Origin of the sequence: Pseudomonas sp. Irchel 3A7, from assembly GCF_900187565.1 — a bacterium.
Classification (GTDB): Bacteria; Pseudomonadota; Gammaproteobacteria; order Pseudomonadales; family Pseudomonadaceae; genus Aquipseudomonas.
In genome coordinates, this window is sequence record NZ_FYED01000003.1 from 244,643 (window position 1) to 263,627 (window position 18,985).

Below are 18,985 nucleotides of genomic sequence, written 5' to 3' on the forward strand. Positions count from 1 at the left end.
CGCCACAGAATGCGTTCGCAACAAATGATCTTCAGGCATGCCGACTTGGGTGCGGAACGGTTAGGATACCCACCTGATTTTCCAGTCTTGCTATCGGAGTTGCCCATGAGCGCCGTCAATCGCGCAGCGGTGGAAGCCGTCCTTCGCCAATACACCGACCCTTACCTGAACCAGGACCCGGTCAGCGCCGGGTGCGTGCGCAGCATCGACATTCAGGGTGACCGCGTCAGCGTTCAGCTTGAGCTGGGCTATGCCGCCGGCCTGTTCAAGAGCGGCTGGGCACAGATGCTGCAAATGGCCATCGAAGGCCTGGACGGCGTGACAACTGCCCGCGTTGATATCACCAGTGTTATTGCCGCGCACAAGGCCCAGGCGCAGATTCCAGGCCTGGCCAACGTCAAGAACGTGGTGGCCGTGGCTTCAGGCAAGGGTGGCGTCGGCAAATCCACCACCGCCGCCAACCTTGCGCTGGCCCTGGCCCGCGAAGGCGCCAAGGTCGGGATTCTCGATGCGGATATCTACGGCCCGAGCCAGGGCATCATGTTCGGTATACCTGAGCGCACCCGTCCCGAGGTCAAGGATCAGAAATGGTTCGTTCCGCTCAAGTCCCATGGCGTGGAAGTGATGTCCATGGCCTTCCTCACCGACGACAACACGCCGATGGTGTGGCGCGGGCCGATGGTCTCCGGCGCCTTGTTGCAACTGGTGACCCAAACCGCGTGGGGCGACCTGGATTACCTGGTCATCGACATGCCGCCGGGTACCGGTGACATCCAGTTGACCCTGGCACAGAAAGTCCCGGTGGCCGGTGCCGTTATTGTCACCACACCGCAGGACCTGGCCTTGCTCGACGCACGCAAGGGCGTGGAAATGTTCCGCAAGGTCAACATCCCGGTGCTGGGCGTGGTGGAAAACATGGCCGTGCACATCTGCTCCAACTGCGGACATGCCGAGCATCTGTTCGGTGAGGGCGGCGGCGTGAAACTGGCCAACCAGTACGGCGTCGAACTGCTGGCCTCGTTGCCGCTGTCGATGGTCATCCGCGAGCAGGCCGATGGCGGCAAACCGACGGTGATCGCCGAGCCGGACAGCCAGATTGCCATGGTTTACCAGGAACTGGCCCGCCATGTCGGTGCGCGGATCGTATTGCAGGAAGCGGCGACGCCGGCGATGCCGAACATCACCATCAGCGACGATTGATTCACTGAAATACAGCCCCTGTGGGAGCGAGCCTGCTCGCGAAGAGGTCCTGTCAGCCACCCTCGATGGTGACCAATAGACCGCTTTCGCGAGCAGGCTCGCTCCCACATTCGTTTTAGGTCGGGATTTAAATGCGCAACCCGCCATCCATTTCCAGAATCCGGCCGGTGTAATAGTCGTTCTCGAAAATGTACGCCGCCGAATGGGCGATCTCTTGCGGCTTGCCCATGCGCTTGAGCGGAATGCCCGAAGTCATTTTCTCCAGCGCTTCGGGTTTCATGCCCAGGGTCATCTCGGTTTCGATGAAGCCCGGTGCAATACCGGCCACGCGGATGCCGTAGCGCGCCAGTTCCTTGGCCCAGGTCACGGTTGCGGCGGCGACACCGGCCTTGGCGGCGGAGTAGTTGGTCTGGCCGACATTGCCTGCGCGGGAAATCGACGAGATATTGATGATCGTGCCGTTGTTCTTCAGCTCGACCATTTTCGCCGCGACTTCACGGGTGCACAGGAACACGCCGGTCAGGTTGACGTCGATGACCGCCTGCCACTGGGCCAGGCTCATTTTGGTCATCTCGCCATCCTTGACCTTGAGCAGCAGCCCGTCACGCAGGATGCCGGCGTTGTTGATCAGGCCGTGGATCGCGCCGAAGTCTTCGGCAACCTGGGCGACCATGTGGGTCACTTGCTCTTCATTGGCCACGTTGCACAGGTAGGCGCGGGCTTCGACGCCCTTGGCCTTGCACGCGGCCACGGTGTCATCGAGCTTTTCCTGGTTGAGATCCACCAGCGCAAGCTTCGCGCCCCTGGCGGCGAAATACTCGGCCATGGAACGGCCCAAACCCTGGCAACCGCCGGTGATAATGATTACTTTGTCAGTGAGTTGCATTCGCATGCCCCGGTAGCAGTTCTGAGTGGTTTCCTTGTAGAGAGCCTCTCGATCTGCGCCTGACATGGCCTGGCTGCACATGAGAACTGCCCCGATGGCGTACTGGGACTTTCACCAGTCGCCCGTCCGTTTTTCTGACGGATTCTATATAAGGAGTCATAAATTGAGCGTTGAAGTTGCCAAGCATGCCCGAGAATTGCTGCTCAAGGAATACCGCGGAGTCCTGTCGACGCTCTCCAAGGCAATGCCCGGTTTTCCGTTCGGTTCCGTGGTTCCGTACTGTCTGGACGAGCAGGGCCGGCCGTTGATCCTGATCAGCCGTATCGCCCAGCACACCCACAATTTGCAGAAAGACCCGAAGTGCTCGCTGTTCGTCGGCGAGCGTGGAGCCGAAGATGTGCAAGCTGTCGGTCGCTTGACCTACCTGGCAGAGGCGCACCAGATCGAGGACGAGGCCGCCATCGAAGCCGCCGCCGAGCGTTACTACCGCTACTTCCCGGATTCGCAGAACTATCACAAGGCCCATGATTTCGATTTCTGGGTACTGCAACCGGTGCGTCACCGTTACATCGGAGGTTTCGGCGCCATTCACTGGGTCAACGACCTGACCTTGGCCAATCCCTTCGCCGGCAAGGCCGAAGTGAGCATGGTCGAGCACATGAACGCCGATCACGCCAAGGCCATTGCCCATTACGTCGACCTGGCGGGGCTGCCGAAAACCGCGCCGGCGCAAATGGTCGGTATCGATACCGAAGGCATGCACCTGCGGATCGGCCAGGGCATCTACTGGCTGCCGTTCCAGGCTCCATGTAATACGCCGACACAAGTTCGCGAAGCCTTGGTTTTTCTGGCCCACGCCGAGCATTGGCCGAAAAATGAAGTGGCCGACGCTTGAATTCACGAAACGGCGACGTCATCTAAGGTGAACTGGCAAGGCATTCTTGCGTTGAGGAACCATTTGATGCGCCCTTTTTTGTTGCTCTTTCTGCTGTTTCCGGTGTTGGAGCTGTTCGTATTCGTCAAGGTGGCAGGGGCTATCGGGTTTTTCCCGGCCCTGCTGCTGATCATTCTCGGCTCGATGTTCGGCGTGTTCGTACTGCGGATCGCCGGTCTGGCCACGGCGCTGCGTGCCCGTGAAAGCCTGAACCGTGGCGAGCTGCCTGCGCAGACCATGCTCGAAGGCCTGATGCTGGCATTGGCCGGTGGCCTGTTGATCCTTCCGGGTTTCATCAGCGACGTGATCGGCCTGGTCATGCTGCTGCCAATCAGCCGTCGCCTGCTGGCCAATAAAATGCGCCGGCGTGCCGAGGAGCAAGCGATCCGCCAACGTGCATTCGCCGAGGACCTCCAGTCCCGTGGCGGTCCCGCGCCGCGTGAACCGCTGGGCCGCGAGCCCAACGTGATCGAAGGCGAGTTCGAACATCGCGATACCAAGTAACGTCACAGCGACACGGCACCTTCGGGTGCCGTGTTCGTTTGCGGGGCATTAACCTGAAATTTTTTTGCTCCCCGCCCCTTGTAATAAGCTTATGCGCCCTTATGTATCGGTCACCGCAAGGTTTCTGGCAATCACGCCAGACAGACTTCCGCGTCTCGCTTGTCGAGCCGCACCCGGCACCGCCGGACTTTGTTAAACCCGCCGGGACTACACCGGCCGATGAAAACCACAATTAGGAGAGATCGACAATGAAGCTTCGTCCTCTGCATGACCGCGTCGTCATCCGTCGCAGCGAAGAAGAAAAGAAAACCGCTGGCGGTATCGTCCTGCCAGGTTCGGCTGCTGAAAAAGCCAACAGCGGCGAGATCCTCGCTGTCGGCACCGGCCGCGTACTGGAAAACGGTGAAGTGCGTGCACTGTCCGTAAAAGTGGGCGACAAGGTTGTGTTCGGTCCTTACTCCGGCAGCAACACTGTGAAAGTCGACGGCGAAGACCTGCTGGTAATGAGCGAGAACGAAATCCTCGCTGTTATCGAAGGCTGATTCCCCGCTCATTTTCCCGCTACTACAAAGTATTTAAGGAATATCGATCATGGCTGCTAAAGAAGTTAAATTCGGCGATTCCGCCCGCAAGAAAATGCTCACCGGTGTCAACGTCCTGGCTGACGCAGTAAAAGCGACCCTGGGCCCGAAAGGCCGTAACGTGATCATCGAGAAGAGCTTCGGCGCTCCGACCATCACCAAGGACGGCGTTTCCGTAGCCAAGGAAATCGAACTGGAAGACCGTTTCGAAAACATGGGCGCGCAGCTGGTCAAAGACGTTGCCTCCCGTGCCAACGATGACGCAGGCGACGGCACCACCACCGCTACCGTTCTGGCTCAATCGATCGTCAATGAAGGCCTGAAAGCCGTCGCTGCCGGCATGAACCCGATGGACCTCAAGCGCGGTATCGACAAAGCGACCATCGCGATCGTCAAAGAGCTGAAAGCCCTGTCCAAGCCATGCGCTGACACCAAGGCTATCGCTCAGGTAGGTACCATCTCCGCCAACTCCGACAACTCCATCGGCGACATCATTGCCGAAGCCATGGAAAAAGTCGGTAAAGAAGGCGTGATCACCGTTGAAGAAGGCTCGGGCCTGGAAAACGAACTGTCGGTCGTTGAAGGCATGCAGTTCGACCGTGGCTACCTGTCCCCGTACTTCGTCAACAAGCCGGAGACCATGGTCGCCGAGCTGGACGGCCCGCTGATCCTGCTGGTCGACAAAAAGATCTCGAACATCCGCGAAATGCTGCCAGTGCTGGAAGCCGTTGCCAAAGCCGGCCGTCCACTGCTGATCGTGGCCGAAGACGTTGAAGGCGAAGCCCTGGCGACTCTGGTTGTGAACAACATGCGTGGCATCGTTAAAGTCGCAGCCGTCAAGGCACCAGGCTTTGGCGACCGTCGCAAGGCCATGCTGCAGGACATCGCCGTCCTGACCGGCGGTACCGTCATCTCCGAAGAGATCGGCCTGAGCCTGGAAAGCACCACCCTGGAGCACCTGGGTAACGCCAAGCGCGTGACCCTGTCCAAGGAAAACACCACTATCGTTGACGGTGCTGGCGTTCATACTGACATCGAAGGTCGTGTTGCTCAGATCCGTGCCCAGGTTGCCGAGACTTCCTCGGACTACGACCGTGAAAAACTGCAAGAGCGTCTGGCCAAGCTGTCCGGCGGCGTTGCAGTGATCAAGGTTGGCGCTGGCTCCGAAGTTGAAATGAAAGAGAAGAAAGCCCGCGTTGAAGACGCCCTGCACGCTACCCGTGCAGCCGTTGAAGAAGGCGTGGTGCCTGGCGGTGGCGTGGCCCTGATCCGTGCTCTGGAAGCACTGACCGAACTGAAAGGCGACAACGCCGATCAGGACGTAGGTATCGCTGTACTGCGTCGCGCTGTTGAAGCGCCGCTGCGTCAGATCGTTGCCAACTCCGGCGACGAGCCAAGCGTGGTTGTCGACAAGGTCAAGAACGGCGAAGGCAGCTTCGGCTACAACGCTGCGACTGGCGAATACGGCGACATGATCGAAATGGGCATCCTGGACCCAACCAAGGTAACCCGTTCGGCTCTGCAAGCCGCAGCCTCGATCGGCGGTCTGATCCTGACCACCGAAGCAGCAGTCGCTGATGCACCGAAAAAAGACGGCGGTGCTGGTGGCGGCATGCCAGACATGGGCGGCATGGGTGGCATGGGCGGCATGATGTAAGCCAGCCTTACCCCCTGTACTGAAAACCCCGCCCTGCGAAAGCAGGCGGGGTTTTTTATTGCCCGTATTTTGATGGCCACTTCAATCCATTGTGGGAGCGAGCCTGCTCGCGAAATCGGTGTGCCAGGCGATATAAGTATTGAATGTTCCGGCCTCTTCGCGAGCAGGCTCGCTCCCACATTTTCAATCTGCGTTTCAGGTGCTAACTGGTTGTGCTTTGGCCACGATTTCGGTTTTTGCACCGGGCCGATACAAAATCCAGTAATAAGCCCCCAGACAAATCAACCAGCAGAACACCGCCGTCCACACGTTGTGGGAGAAAAAGTGCGCCCCCTGCATCATCCGCCCGATGGAAAACACCGAACCCAGAGCGAAGGCAAAGACGAACGCCGCGCGGGCCAGTCGCGGACGACGGTCGCGCAAGACGAAGAACAGCGCAAACAGAGTGAAACCGGTCGCGGCGTGTCCGCCAGGCCAGCAGCGCCCGGGTTTCTCTGTGGGAGGGCGCGGGCTGAGCAATTCGCTGTAGGTTTCGTGACCACCGAACTGTTCAAGACTCCACGGACACTGTACTGCCGTCACCGCTTTCATGGGGGTGACAAAGGACGTCGCCAGGCCAAGGGATAGCACCAGGCAGCCCAGCTCTCGCTTGAACGGCATGAGCCTGGCCATGAAGAACGAGCCGACAAAACCGAGAATGGCCAACACCGAGAAGGCAATGACCACTTGCTTGGCACGGTCATGCAGGACGGTTTCCAGGAAGTAACTGTGTCGCCCGATAAAGCCTCCTGCGACCGGGTCGTAGAACAGTTTGGCCAGGTCCATATCCAGCGAGGTCAATTCCAGCAGGATCAAAAGGATGGCCCCAACGGCGGGTACGCCCAGGCACAGCCAAACGTTGAGCGGGCGGGAAGCGGGGCGGATGGAGGTCGAAACCATGGCAGTTCCTGGGTCGGTGATGTGACTGAAGAGCGCAACCGCGCGAAGTGTGAACCCGATCCTGTCGCCGGCCCGTGAACCGAAAGTGAAAAAGTCGTTAAGCCCCGGGCAGGCTTTTCCACCTCATTGAGCGCTGCACGCAATCCTAGCCGTGAGCCACACTTGGCCTTAAGCTGCGCGGGCCAAGACGGCCGTTACCGTGTACGGAGAAGGTGCCCATGCGAATTTTATTGGTTGAAGACAACCGCGATATCCTGGCCAATCTGGCCGATTATCTGGGGCTCAAAGGCTACACCGTGGATTGCGCGCAAGACGGCTTGTCTGGCCTGCACCTGGCGGCCACCGAACATTACGATTTGATCGTGCTCGACATCATGCTGCCCGGCATCGACGGCTACACCTTGTGCAAACGCCTGCGCGAAGATGCCCGCCGTGATACGCCGGTGATCATGCTCACCGCTCGCGATCAACTGGACGACCGGTTGCAGGGCTTCAAGTCCGGTGCCGACGACTACCTGATCAAACCTTTCGCCTTGTCTGAACTGGCGGCGCGGGTTGAAGCCGTCATGCGCCGGTCCCAGGGCGGTGGTCGCCGCACCTTGCAAGTCGGCGATCTGATCTACGACCTCGATACACTCGAAGTCACCCGCGAAGGCCGCTTGCTCAAACTCAACCCGGTGGGCCTGAAGTTGCTGGCAGTGCTGATGCAGAAAAGTCCTCACGTATTGCGCCGTGAAATTCTCGAAGAGGCGCTGTGGGGCGATGACTGCCCGGACAGCGACAGCCTGCGTAGCCACGTGCATCAGCTGCGCCAGGTGATCGACAAACCGTTCGCCAAACCGTTGCTGCACACCGTGCACGGTGTGGGTTACCGCTTGGCAGAGGGGCGTGATGGAGTTTAGACAGAGCCTCGCTCAACGGATCATCATTGCCTTTGCGCTCATGAGCGCACTGGTGGCGGGTGCCTTTGCCATGGGCATTGTGGCGACCGTGCACCTGGTGGAAGAAAAATTGATTTCCGCAGGTTTGGGCGGCGATCTTCAGCGCTTGTTGCTGATGGATAACGTCTCGGACTGGAGCCATCGCCCCGAACCGGACCAGCTGTTCTATTTCAGCGGTGGGCCGGGCGATTTTGAACTGCCCAAGGATCTGCGGCACCTGGATTCGGGGTTTCACGAGGTGTTCCGCGAGCAGCTGTCGTATCACGCCATGGTCGAAATCGTCGACGGTCGACGCTACGTACTGCTTCAGGATCAGAGCGACTTCGAAGAGCGCGAACGAGTACTGTTTGCCGTGGTGCTGGTGGGCTTCGTGCTCAGCCTGGCACTGGCGGTTTTTCTCGGCTGGGTCCTGGCGCGCAAGGTCATGGCACCGGTCGTACGACTGGCCCGGCAGGTGCGTCATCGCGACCAGTTGCTGGGGCTGGCGCCGCCACTGGCGCCGGATTATGCGGCTGATGAAGTGGGCGAACTGGCGGTAGCCTTCGACGCTACCTTGGGACGCCTACGCCAGGCATTGACCCGGGAGCGGATGTTCACCAGTGACGTCAGCCACGAGTTGCGCACGCCGTTGATGGTGCTTGCAAGTTCCTGCGAACTGCTGCTGGAAAACCCCGGTATTGATCAGCGTGGTCGCGCTCAGGTTGAGCGAATCGCTCGCGCCAGCGAAGAAATGCGCGATCTGGTGCAAACCTTCCTGATGCTGGCCCGGGCACAGCGCGAAGACGCAGGCATGTCGCCACAGCAAACGCTGGGTGAGGTGGCCGACGGGTTGATCAGTCAATGGCGTGCACCGATCGAGGCCAAAGGGCTGAAACTGATTATCGAGCCGGGCAAGCCGCACGACACGCGCTTCAACGCGACATTCCTGCATGCGGTCATGGGTAACCTGTTGCGTAACGCACTGCACTACACAGAGCAGGGCTTCATTCGCCTGAGCCTGTCAGACAGCGGTTTCATGGTCGAGGACAGCGGTGTGGGTATTCCCGAAGAGAAGCGCGAGGCGATGTTCGAGCCTTTCGTGCGCGGCAACGAGAAGCGCGGAGAGGGTTTGGGCCTGGGATTGTCGCTGGTGCAACGAATCTGTGAAAACCAGGGCTGGAGCGTCAGCCTGACCAACATGGAACCCCATGGCTGTCGTTTTCAGGTGGAACTGTCTAGGTCGCGGGTGAGCTGAGCGACCTGAAGAAGGGCAATCCTGATCGGTGGCCTAGTCATGTAAAACCTCGAAACGATTCGGGGTTTTACATGACAATTTTTTCACAAAGGCATGACCTGACACTGACACGACGCTACCTAAGGTGGTCGTCATCAGAAGTACAGGAGACCTTGATGATGGCCGCCCCGATCAAACTTGATTTTTCCGAGAAATACGACGACCAGCACGCACAGCAGTACCTGCTCAAACATCAGGATGGCGTCAGTCGTAAACTGTCCCATTGGCGTGACGAGCAACTGGCGCGAAAGGCGCTGACGCTGGTTGGCGAGCCAGGTCTGGTACTCGATCTGCCATGCGGTGCGGGGCGTTTCTGGCCCTTGTTGGCGGAAAAACCCAATCGGGTGATCATCGGCGCCGACAACTCCGAGTCGATGTTGAAGATAGCCACGCAGGCGCAGCCGGCCGATGTGGTGAAACGGGTACAACCCTTGCACACTTCTGCATTCGACATCGCCTTGCCTGATAACGCCGTCGACAGCATTTTCTGCATGCGTTTGCTCCATCACATCGGTGAAGCCGAGCATCGACGGGTGATTCTGCGCGAATTCGAGCGCGTCACCCGCGACAGCGTGATCCTGTCACTGTGGGTGGATGGCAATTTCAAGGCCTGGAAACGCAAGCGTCTCGAACGCACGCGTGGGCAAGTCGGTTACCAAAACCGATTTGTGTTACCTGCTGCTACGGTAGAACAGGAATTTGAAGAGGCGGGTTTCCGTATTCAGGAACGTCTGGACTTTTTACCGCTCTATGCCATGTGGCGGGTTTACGTATTACGCAAGAGGTAACAGGATGGCAGTGCAGTGTGCAGCAGGATCGGACGTCGTTTCCCAGGACTGCTTCGACTATTTCTGGAATCAGCGCGGTGAATGGGTGGAAGAACCCAATGTCCGGCGCGGAGGAGAAAGTGGCGTAGAGCGCGTCGTGGGCAGTGATGGCCAGCTGCTCTATGCCAAGCGTCAGACCGGGCACACCTATCGCAGCCTGTTGCATCCGGTCGGGCGGCCGACAGTGTTGCGCGAGCGTGACGCCCTCATCGGTGTCGGCCAGCTCGGCGTGGGTGTCCCGGAAATCGTTTTCTGCGGTGCACAGCGCGATCCCGTGCACAAATGGCGCGCATTGCTGGTGACCAAATCATTGGATGGTTTCCTGGAACTCGAACACTGGTACGCGTCTGGTGAGCGTGAGCGTCACGGTGAAGCGCTGCACGATCGGGTGTTGAAGGAATTGGCCGAGAACCTGGCGCGCATGCACAAGGGCCGTTGGCAGCACAGTTGCCTCTATACCAAGCATGTGTTCGTGCGCGTGACCGGTGAACGCGAGGCCGCCAAGGTCGAAATAGCGCTGATTGATCTGGAGAAATGCCGGCAGCGTTTGAGCGCACGGCAGGCGGCCGTTCACGACCTGAAGCAGTTGCGTCGCCACTCGTCGTTCAGCCCTACGGACTGGGAAAAGCTCGTCTATTTTTACAAGACGGCGTTTGGCAGCGCCATCAAAGGTTTATAGCAATGAAACTTGAAGTTGCGCGAGGTTTGTTTTTAGTAGGAGCCTTGGCAGTTGCTTCACTCGCGGTGGCAGCTTGGGAGCAGCCACGCACGCAAGTTCTTAGTTCAGTGAGTGGCGACCATTGCCCCCTGCCACGGGTCGCCAAGGCATCCGTGGCCACTCAGCCCGATCATGATTTATTGCTGTTCATCTTCGGACTGTCTCAAGGATTGAGGCCGCAAAGTTGAAAATATTGAAGCCCAAATAAAAGGCCTCGCTGATGCGAGGCCTTTTTTGTTGCGCGATTTCAGGCATGTCGCAGATCACATGTGGGAGCGAGCCTGCTCGCGAATGCGGTGTATCAGTCACGTTCGTGCCGACTGTTTCAGTGCATTCGCGAGCAGGCTCGCTCCCACAGGTTATCAGTGCAACGGCTTATCGGGTTTTGCCAACAACGTATAAACGCATGGCAACACAAACAACGTAAACAGCGTGCCGATCGACATCCCGGTCGCAATCACGGTACCGATATCGAACCGGCTGACCGCCCCGGCCCCCGTGGCGATGATCAGCGGTACCATGCCGAATACCATCGCAGCGGTCGTCATCAACACCGGACGCAGGCGAATAGCCGCGGCTTCCTCCACGGCCTCGCGCGGTGTCAGGCCCTTGTCCTTGCGCAACTGGTTGGCGAACTCGACGATCAGAATCCCGTGCTTGCTGATCAACCCGATCAGTGTCACCAATCCGACCTGGGTGTAGATGTTCATGCTCGACCAGCCGAGAAACAGCGGCAGCAACGCGCCACAAATCGACAGCGGCACGGTCACCAGAATCACCAGCGGATCGCGGAAGCTTTCGAACTGCGCAGCCAGCACCAGGAAAATGATCGCCAATGCCAGGGCAAAGGTGACCCACAAGGCGCTGCCTTCCTGCACGTATTGCCGTGATGCGCCGGCGTAGTCGATGGCAAACCCTACAGGCGCTTCTTCACGGGCGAACTGGCGCACGGTGTCGATGGCTTCGCCCATGCTGACCAGCGGTACCCCGGAAAGAATGGCCGAGTTGAGTTGCTGGAACTGGTTCAATTGCCGTGGGCGCGCCCGGTCGGTCACGGTAATCAGTGTCGACAGGGCCAGCAATTCACCCTGGATGTTCCTGACGTAGTAATTGTTCAGCCAGTCAGGGTTATCCCGGAAGGGTCGCTCCACCTGGGCAATGACTTTGTAGCTACGGCCTTCAATGGTAAACCGGTTGATCTCCGCTTCGCCGAGCAAGGTCGCCAGCGTTCCACCCAGGTCCTGCATCGACACGCCCATCTGCGCAGCCTTGGCACGATCGATATCCACCACTACTTCGGGTTTGTCGAAGGCCAGGTCGACGTCGACGAAAGCGAACTTGCCGGATTCCATCGCGCGTTTTTTCACCCGGTCCACCACTTGCAGCAGCAACTCGTAATCGTTGGCGGTATTGATGACGAACTGGAAGGGCAGACCCTCACCTGTGCCCGGTAACGACGGCAGGTTGAAGCCGAAAATCTGTAGCCCGGGAATGCTCTCCAGCTTGGCCTGAACGTCGGGCAGGATCTGCATCTGGGTCCGGCTGCGCTCGTTCCAGGGCTTGAGCAGGAAGCCGCCGATGCCCGATTGCACGCCATTGAAGCCGTTGATCTGGAACGAGGAGTAGTACTCGGGAAACGCCTTGAAGATCGAGATGAACTCGTCGGTGTAGGTGTTCAGGTAGTCGAGGTTGGTTGGTTGCGGGGCGTTGGCCATCATAAAAATGATGCCCTGGTCCTCATCCGGTGCCAGTTCCGACTTGGTGAACTTGAGCAGTACCGGAATCAGGCACAGCACGATGACGGCAAAGACCAACACCACCGGTCGGGTGTTGAGGGTACCGTGCAGCAGGTGTTGGTACCGGCGCTTGAGGCCTTCGAAAATCAGGTCGAGACGATGGGCCAGGCCGGTGGGGTTTTCATCGTGACGCAGCAGGAAGGCGCACATCATCGGCGACAGCGTCAGGGCCACGACGCCGGAGATCACCACAGCCCCGGCCAGGGTCAGGGCGAACTCCTTGAACAGTGCCCCCGTCAGCCCCGTCAGGAAGCCGATCGGCGCATACACTGCCGCCAGGGTGATGGTCATCGATACCACCGGCATGGCGATTTCCCGGGCGCCTTCAATGGCCGCATCCAGCGGCGACTTGCCTTCCTCGATATGACGGTGAATGTTTTCCACGACAACAATGGCGTCATCGACCACCAGACCAATGGCCAGCACCATCGCCAGCAGCGTCAGCAGATTGATCGAATACCCCATCATCTGCATGAAGAACATCACGCCGATCATCGACAGCGGGATGGTGACGACCGGGATCACCACCGACCGCAGCGCACCAAGGAACAGGAAGACCACCACGATCACGATCAACACCGCTTCGAACAGGGTTTTCACCACTTCATCGATCGAGGCCTGGATGAACAGTGTGGCGTCGTAGGCGATTTCACCCTTGAGGTTCGGCGGCAGTTGGGCTTCAAGATCCGGCATGATCTTGCGCACTTCCTTGATCACGTCCAGCGGGTTGGCGCCCGGCGTGGCCTTGATGCCGATGTACACCGAGGGCGTGCCGCCGAAGGAACTGATGGTGTCGTAGTTTTCCGCACCCATCTCCACCCGTGCGACATCACGCAACAGCACGCGACTGTCGCCATCGACCTTGAGCGGGATCGCCGCGAACGCTTCTGCGGACTTGAGCTCGGTACTGGCGTTGATGCTGGTGACCACATACTCGCCTTTCACTTCGCCGGCGGCGGAGAGAAAGTTGTATTGGCGTACCGCGTTGGTCACGTCGCTGGCACTCAGGCCGAAACCGGCAAGCTTCACCGGGTCCAGCCACAGGCGCATCGCAAATACCTGGTTGCCGAGAATCTCGGCTTCGGCCATGCCCGGCAGGGTCGCCAGTTTCGGCTGGATCACCCGCGACAGGTAGTCAGTGATCTGCGGGTTGCTCAATTCCTTGCTGAAAAAACTGATGTACATCAGCGCCGAGGCGTCGGCAGCTTCCTTGCTCAGGACCGGGTCTTCGGCGTCCTGAGGCAACTGGTTCTTGACCTCGTTGGCCTTGGCCAACAGTTCGGTGAACAGGCGATCGCTATTGGCGCCGATGCGCGCATAGATCGAAATCACCGAGAAATTCTGGCGACTGACCGAGGTCATGTAATCGATGCCCTCGGCGCTGGCCAGGCTCTGTTGCATCGGTTGGGTGATGTAGCCCTGGATGGTTTCGGCGTTGGCCCCCGGGTACGCGGTGGTCACCGTGATCAGGGCGTTTTCCATTTGTGGATACTGGCGCAGCGGCAACTTGCTCCAGGCCTGGAAGCCCAGCAGCACGATCAGCAGGCTGACCACGGTGGCAAGCACCGGGCGGCGAATGAACGGATCAGTAAAAGCCATCAGGGGTTCCTTGATCCGTCAGCGCGGGGCTGGCCGTTTTTCTCGGCCAGGGTCTTGTCGTCGCTGATGGCGATGTGCGCACCATTGTCCAGTTTGATCTGGCCGGCGGTCACCACAATTTCACCGTTCTGCACGCCTTTGGTGATCATCACCATGCCATCACGGCGTTCGCCGGTTTCGACGAAACGCCGTTCGGCGATCAGGACAGGTTGGCCCTTGTCGTCTTTTTCCACGCTGCCGTCTTCAGCTTTTTTCTGGGCGGCGATATAGACCGAGTTGCCATAGAGCGTGTAGGTGATCGCGCTTTCAGGCACGACGATGCGTGGCTGCGGGTCGGGCAAAATGACCTGCAGGCTGGCGAACATTCCCGGCAGCAGCTTGCCGTCGGGGTTGGCCAGGGTTGCGCGGACCTGCACGTTGCGCGTGCTGTTCTCGACTTTCGGGTTGATCGCGCTGATGGTGCCGGGGAACGTCTCCGTCGGAAAAGCCGCCACTATGATCTGCACCGGCTGGCCGACCGCAATCTTCGGCACGGACTGTTCAGGTACGAAAAAGTCGACGTACAGACTGCTGAGGTCCTGGAGGGTGGCAATCATGGTGCCGGTGGCCACGTAGTCGCCGACGTCCACCTGACGAATGCCGATGGTGCCGCTGAAGGGGGCGAGGATGCTTTTTTTGCCGAGGGCAGCCTTGAGTTGATTGACCGTGGCCTTGCTCTTTTTCAGTACCGCCGAGAGTCGATCGAACTCACCCTTGGAAATGGCCTGGCTGCCCACCAGTTGACTGCCACGGCTGTAATCCACCTGGGCCAGTCCGAGGTCGGCCAGGGCGGTTTCGAGCAAGGCACTTTCAACGGCGCTGTCGAGCCGGACGATGGGTTGACCGGCCTTGACCTTCTGCCCTGACTCGAACTGCACATCGACGACGGTGCCGTCGGCCTCCAGGCTCAGGTCCACGCCTTGCAACGCCTTGAGGGTGCCTACGGTGGGCAGGCGAGCTTGCCAGGGCCGTTCGGTAGCCGTGGCCACGGCGACGCTGATGGGTGGCTTCGGCGCGGAGAAGCCCTGGATCATCGTGTAGATGGAGAAGGCTTTATACCCGGCCAGCACCAGCACGATCAGCAGAACAACACCCAACATGATCAGCATGCGGCGACGCAGCATATTTCCAGTTCCTTGGAGTAAATCAGGTGAGACAGGGGGGAACATTACCGCGAGTAGGAAGGGGAATCCAACTGGCACTTGTTACAGGTAGGTGCAAATCCTGTAGGAGCGAAGCTTGCTTGCGATGGACTCAAGAGCGCTGCGTTTACCCAGTAAACACGCGTAATCGTTAACGTCCATCGCGAGCAAGCTCGCTACTACAACGAGCAGGGCAATCTCAGATCAGATGAAGATGGTTGTCCCAGAGCCCCGCCGGCAGTTCCAGCGGTCTTGCAACCAGATCTGTCTGACGGCAATCGTAGTACCGGCAGCGTCCCTGGCCCGAGGTCACGACAAAACCGTCGGCCACCGCGCCAACCCCGGCGCAATCGGGAAGTGGCGCGTCCAGGCGCACTTCGCCGCTGTCCAGGTCCCAGATGAAAAAGCGGTTGCCCCGGGGCGCGGTCAACGCCACCAGGCGCAAATCGCTGTGCACTGCGACGCTCGCGGTGTAGTGCCCCATCGCCTGCAACTGGTGCTCGGGCACCGGGAACGCCACGAAGGGTTGACCGGGACGCTTGATCGCCAGCAGTTCCGAAGGCTCATGAGCCGCCCCCATGAATTGCTGGCCGGCGACAATGGTGCCGTCGCTGGCAATGCCCAGGTGACGCACGCTGTTCATCTGCTGGGCGAGGGTTTCCTTGCTCAGCAATGTGCCGTCGCGTTGCATCAGGACCAGGCTCGGCTCCATGGCATCGAGGTTCATCTCGACGCGGCTTTCGGCCTCGGTACGAATCCCGCCGTTGGCCACCACCAGGGTTTCGCCGTCGGGCATCCAAGACACCTGATGCGGCCCGATGCCGTGGGTGGAAATCTCGCCGCTATGGACCAGCCGTTCGCCTTCGAATGTGTACACGCCGAGCAGGCCGCGACCCGGATCGGTCGTATCGTTTTCGGTGGCGTACAGCCAATCGCCACTCTGATGAATCACCGCGTGACCGTAGAAGTGCCGGTTCGGCCGGGACGTCACGGTTTGCAGCAGGGTGCCGTCACGCAAGTCGATCAGGTAACTCTCGGTGCCCGGCCGCCGGGCGACAAACAGTGCGATCGGCAACGTCGGGTGGTTGATGATGTCGTGGCAGCGCTGACCGACCCGGGTGGCGAACACCCGGGTGCCGTCCAACCGATAACCGACGGCGTAATGCTTGCCGTCGGTATCGTCCCGCGCCGAAAGCAGCAGCGGGCTCTGATCCTTGCGCTTGAACAGCGTCCAGCCGCCCAGTGTCACTGCTCCCAGCAGCAAACTACCTAAAGTCAGAGCCTGGCGTCGCAGCATGGCACTCGCCCTCATCAGTCACCGTCGTTGGCGTTGAAGCCCAGTTGGATACCCAGCGCCTTGGCCAGTTCGCCTTCGTGCAGGCGGTGGACGACGTTGAGGCTGTCGTAGATGTCGTTGAGTTGCTGGCGACCGGCATCTTCACCGAGCAGTTCGGTCAGCGAGCGCTGGTTGCTGGCGAACAGTTTCAACGACGCGGCATAGGCGGCGTCGATCTTGTCGGCCAATGGTTTTTGCTCACTTGGCAACAGGCCTCGCAGGCCTTTATTGTCGACACCTTCCCAGACCGTTTTGGCGGCGGCGAGGCTGGCTTCCATGCTGGTAAGGGACGACTGGCTGCGCCACGCATCGGCCTGGAACGGTTGTGGAACGCCCTTGCTCTGGCGGCCCATCGGCGTGCCGAGCTTTTTCTTCAAACTGTCGAGGGCGGTGACCTGTACACGCAGCAGATCGGCGATTGCTTCGTGGGAGTCGGCGTAGCGCTGGTTGGGGAACTTGCTCATCTGCGCGAGCATGCCGTCGGTGTTGTTCCAGCTTTTAAGGATCTCTTCGGCCAGCTGCTTCTGGCGCTCGCCAATGGCGATCAGCAGAGGGCAATACTTGGTCTTCTGCTCGGCGTTGGCTACATCAGGCTTGCTGTCGAACAGGATGTATTCGTAGGCCGACAGCCCCTGAACCACAACGCTGGACTTGGCCAGCGCGGCGGCATCGATCTGAGGCTGCGCGGTGACCAGTTGTTCGACCTGACGGCCGACGAGGTTCTTCTTGTCCGGCCAGAACTGCACCTGCCACGAACGATTGCCCTCGGCCAGCGGCCCGATCAGCAGCGGTTGCAGCTCGGCCCAGGCTTTTTGTGCGTGCAGGAAATCGGCGCGGGCGGTGTCGAGGGTTTCCTTGCCTTCGCAGTACGCCAGGGCACTGATGGCCAGTTGGCGGTCGGCTTCGACCCAGCGGGTGTAGGTCGGCAGTATCACGGATTTGGCGATGGCCGCCGAAGTGACGGCTTGCGGGTCCTGTGGCGAACAAGCGCCCAAGGCTAGCGCGGCAAGGCTGGTGAACAACAATTTGGGACGGAACATGTCGGGCTCCCGCGGGTGGAATGGGTATTAAAGGGAATTCAAGAACGCCAGCAACGCAGCGCGCTGCTCGGCATTGAAAGTCAAAACCTGTTGTTGCGCAGCTGCAGCTTCGCCGCCATGCCAGAGCACGGCTTCGAGCAGGTTGCGGGCGCGGCCGTCGTGCAAAAACTGGGTGTGGCCACTGACCGCTTCGGTCAGTCCGATGCCCCACAACGGCGGGGTACGCCAGTCGCGACCGCCGGCCTGGAATTCGCTGCGGTTGTCGGCCAGGCCGTCGCCCATGTCGTGCAACAGCAGATCGCTGTAAGGGCGAATCTCTTGATTGGCCAGCTCAGGTTCGGCGGCGTTGGCGGCGGTGGTGTATTTCGGTGTGTGACAGGACTGGCAACCGGCCTGGTAAAACAGATTCTTGCCGGCCAGCACTTCAGGCGCGCCGACATCGCGGCGCGCCGGGACGGCGAGGTTGCGGGTGTAGAACAGCACCAGACGCAGGATGTTGTCGCTGACTTCCGGCTCGCCATCGGGGCCGGCGCCGCTCGGTGCCTGTTTGCAGGTGGTTTGCGCATCGGTGCAGTCATCAAAGGGTCTCAGGCTGGTCGTGAGGCCCATATCACCGGAAAACGCGTGAACATTTTGTTGATTGAGGGTCGGTTGCCCGGCTTTCCAGCCAAATCGTCCAATGACGGTCTTGTGCTGTGTGTCATCCCAGACCCGGTTCGGTCGACCGGCGATACCGTTTTTCTCTTTAGCCTGCGCCTCGGCGTTCGCCAGAATGGCCTCTTCCGGGATGGCTTCCAGCAAGCCCAGGCCGATCATCGGCGGTGCAACCCGGGCCGAGAAGCGGGTGTCGGGGTGCATCGGGCCGTAACCCAATTGGGTGATGTTCAAGGTCGGCTTGCGCAGCTCGACTACGGTGCCGTCCTTGAAGCGAACCGGCACTGGCGTGTAATCGACCCGCACCTTGCCTTCCGGGACTACGCCGGGCACGGCCATGTCCTGGAATTGTCCGCCGTAGATCGGCTCCGGTACGACACCCTGTTGCTCGATGATCCTGGCGTAGGCGGGAGCATCGGGAATCGACAGGCGCACCAGCATCGACACGGCATTCTGCGCATCCGGCGCAGGCGGGTGACCGCGACCGTCCTTGATATGGCAACCCTGGCAGGCGTTGGTGTTGAACAAGGGGCCGAGGCCGTCACGGGCGGTCGTGGTCGACGGGGCGATGACCCAAGGGTTGCGGAAGAAACTGTTGCCGACACTGAAGTCCACGCGCCGCGATGGCGGCAGGTTGGCCGATGGCAGCGAAAAGGCGTTCTGATCGGTCTTGCGCACGGTCGCACTGCCCCCGGAGCGGGCTTCACCGGGTTCTGCCTTGGTAAAACGCGGGGCGTCATCGCAGGCACTCAGGCCCAGGGCCAGGAACAGTGCGGACAAGCGAAGAGGCAGCGGGGGCATCAGACATCCTGCAAGACGAGCAAAACAAGGGCGCAAAGTCTAACAGGGTAGGGGGGTTTGAATAAGAGGAATTATCGTTTGCTTGAGGTGGGGCACACCCCATGAACACATTACAAAC

Annotated in this window: 17 protein-coding genes; 10 read left to right on the forward strand and 7 right to left on the reverse strand. The window is 59.8% G+C overall.

Annotated elements, in window-relative coordinates:
• Positions 1-105 precede the first annotated feature (105 nt).
• Positions 106-1,200, forward strand: coding sequence for an iron-sulfur cluster carrier protein ApbC (gene apbC / locus CKW21_RS06055; protein ID WP_095193091.1), 1,095 nt, complete (start codon positions 106-108; stop codon positions 1,198-1,200).
• A 127-nt stretch (positions 1,201-1,327) separates the two neighbouring features.
• Here the strand turns inward: apbC and CKW21_RS06060 are convergent, their stop codons facing one another.
• The gene (locus CKW21_RS06060; RefSeq protein WP_095193092.1) at positions 1,328-2,086 is read right to left on the reverse strand and encodes an SDR family oxidoreductase; all 759 of its coding nucleotides are present in this window, start codon (positions 2,084-2,086) and stop codon (positions 1,328-1,330) included.
• A gap of 163 nt (positions 2,087-2,249) precedes the next feature.
• Between CKW21_RS06060 and CKW21_RS06065 the strand changes: the two genes are divergently transcribed.
• The 4 genes from CKW21_RS06065 to groL all read left to right on the forward strand — a co-directional run bounded on the left by CKW21_RS06065 (position 2,250) and on the right by groL (position 5,762).
• A complete protein-coding gene (locus CKW21_RS06065; RefSeq protein ID WP_095193093.1) occupies positions 2,250-2,981 on the forward strand; it encodes a HugZ family protein in 732 nt (243 codons plus the stop codon).
• A gap of 66 nt (positions 2,982-3,047) precedes the next feature.
• A complete protein-coding gene (locus tag CKW21_RS06070; protein WP_095193094.1) occupies positions 3,048-3,524 on the forward strand; it encodes an FxsA family protein in 477 nt (158 codons plus the stop codon).
• Positions 3,525-3,772: 248 nt separating this feature from the next.
• Positions 3,773-4,066 carry a co-chaperone GroES gene (locus tag CKW21_RS06075; protein WP_007985847.1) on the forward strand — a complete coding sequence of 98 codons (294 nt, stop codon included), beginning with the start codon at positions 3,773-3,775 and terminating at the stop codon, positions 4,064-4,066.
• A gap of 49 nt (positions 4,067-4,115) precedes the next feature.
• On the forward strand, positions 4,116-5,762 hold the full coding sequence (groL, locus tag CKW21_RS06080) for a chaperonin GroEL (protein WP_095193095.1): 1,647 nt from the start codon (positions 4,116-4,118) through the stop codon (positions 5,760-5,762).
• A 195-nt stretch (positions 5,763-5,957) separates the two neighbouring features.
• Here groL and CKW21_RS06085 read toward each other — a convergent pair whose 3' ends face one another.
• The gene (locus tag CKW21_RS06085; RefSeq protein WP_095193096.1) at positions 5,958-6,701 is read right to left on the reverse strand and encodes a phosphatase PAP2 family protein; all 744 of its coding nucleotides are present in this window, start codon (positions 6,699-6,701) and stop codon (positions 5,958-5,960) included.
• Between the two features lie 218 nt (positions 6,702-6,919).
• Between CKW21_RS06085 and colR the strand changes: the two genes are divergently transcribed.
• From colR to CKW21_RS06110, 5 genes are all read left to right on the forward strand, one after another.
• Complete coding sequence (colR, locus tag CKW21_RS06090; RefSeq protein ID WP_095193097.1) at positions 6,920-7,603, forward strand: two-component system response regulator ColR; 684 nt, start codon at positions 6,920-6,922, stop codon at positions 7,601-7,603.
• A complete protein-coding gene (locus CKW21_RS06095; protein WP_095193098.1) occupies positions 7,593-8,876 on the forward strand; it encodes a HAMP domain-containing sensor histidine kinase in 1,284 nt (427 codons plus the stop codon). The genes colR and CKW21_RS06095 overlap by 11 nt, the downstream gene beginning before the upstream one ends.
• 158 nt (positions 8,877-9,034) lie before the next feature.
• Positions 9,035-9,703, forward strand: a complete 669-nt coding sequence (locus CKW21_RS06100) for a class I SAM-dependent methyltransferase (RefSeq protein WP_095193290.1) — start codon at positions 9,035-9,037, stop codon at positions 9,701-9,703.
• A gap of 4 nt (positions 9,704-9,707) precedes the next feature.
• Positions 9,708-10,421, forward strand: a complete 714-nt coding sequence (locus tag CKW21_RS06105; RefSeq protein ID WP_095193099.1) for a lipopolysaccharide kinase InaA family protein — start codon at positions 9,708-9,710, stop codon at positions 10,419-10,421.
• A gap of 2 nt (positions 10,422-10,423) precedes the next feature.
• Positions 10,424-10,648: a hypothetical protein gene (locus CKW21_RS06110; protein ID WP_095193100.1), complete on the forward strand. Its 225-nt coding sequence runs from the start codon at positions 10,424-10,426 to the stop codon at positions 10,646-10,648.
• A gap of 174 nt (positions 10,649-10,822) precedes the next feature.
• Here CKW21_RS06110 and CKW21_RS06115 read toward each other — a convergent pair whose 3' ends face one another.
• From CKW21_RS06115 to CKW21_RS06135, 5 genes are all read right to left on the reverse strand, one after another.
• Positions 10,823-13,855, reverse strand: coding sequence for a multidrug efflux RND transporter permease subunit (locus CKW21_RS06115; protein WP_095193101.1), 3,033 nt, complete (start codon positions 13,853-13,855; stop codon positions 10,823-10,825).
• Positions 13,855-15,018: an efflux RND transporter periplasmic adaptor subunit gene (locus tag CKW21_RS06120; RefSeq protein ID WP_095193102.1), complete on the reverse strand. Its 1,164-nt coding sequence runs from the start codon at positions 15,016-15,018 to the stop codon at positions 13,855-13,857. Before CKW21_RS06120 ends, CKW21_RS06115 begins: the two co-directional genes overlap by 1 nt.
• A gap of 217 nt (positions 15,019-15,235) precedes the next feature.
• The gene (locus CKW21_RS06125) at positions 15,236-16,333 is read right to left on the reverse strand and encodes a DUF1513 domain-containing protein (protein ID WP_095193103.1); all 1,098 of its coding nucleotides are present in this window, start codon (positions 16,331-16,333) and stop codon (positions 15,236-15,238) included.
• Between the two features lie 14 nt (positions 16,334-16,347).
• Entirely contained in the window at positions 16,348-17,412 is a 1,065-nt protein-coding gene (locus CKW21_RS06130) for an imelysin family protein (protein WP_095193104.1), read from the reverse strand.
• Positions 17,413-17,439: 27 nt separating this feature from the next.
• Positions 17,440-18,867, reverse strand: coding sequence for a di-heme oxidoredictase family protein (locus CKW21_RS06135; protein WP_095193105.1), 1,428 nt, complete (start codon positions 18,865-18,867; stop codon positions 17,440-17,442).
• Between the last annotated feature and the right edge of the window lie 118 nt (positions 18,868-18,985).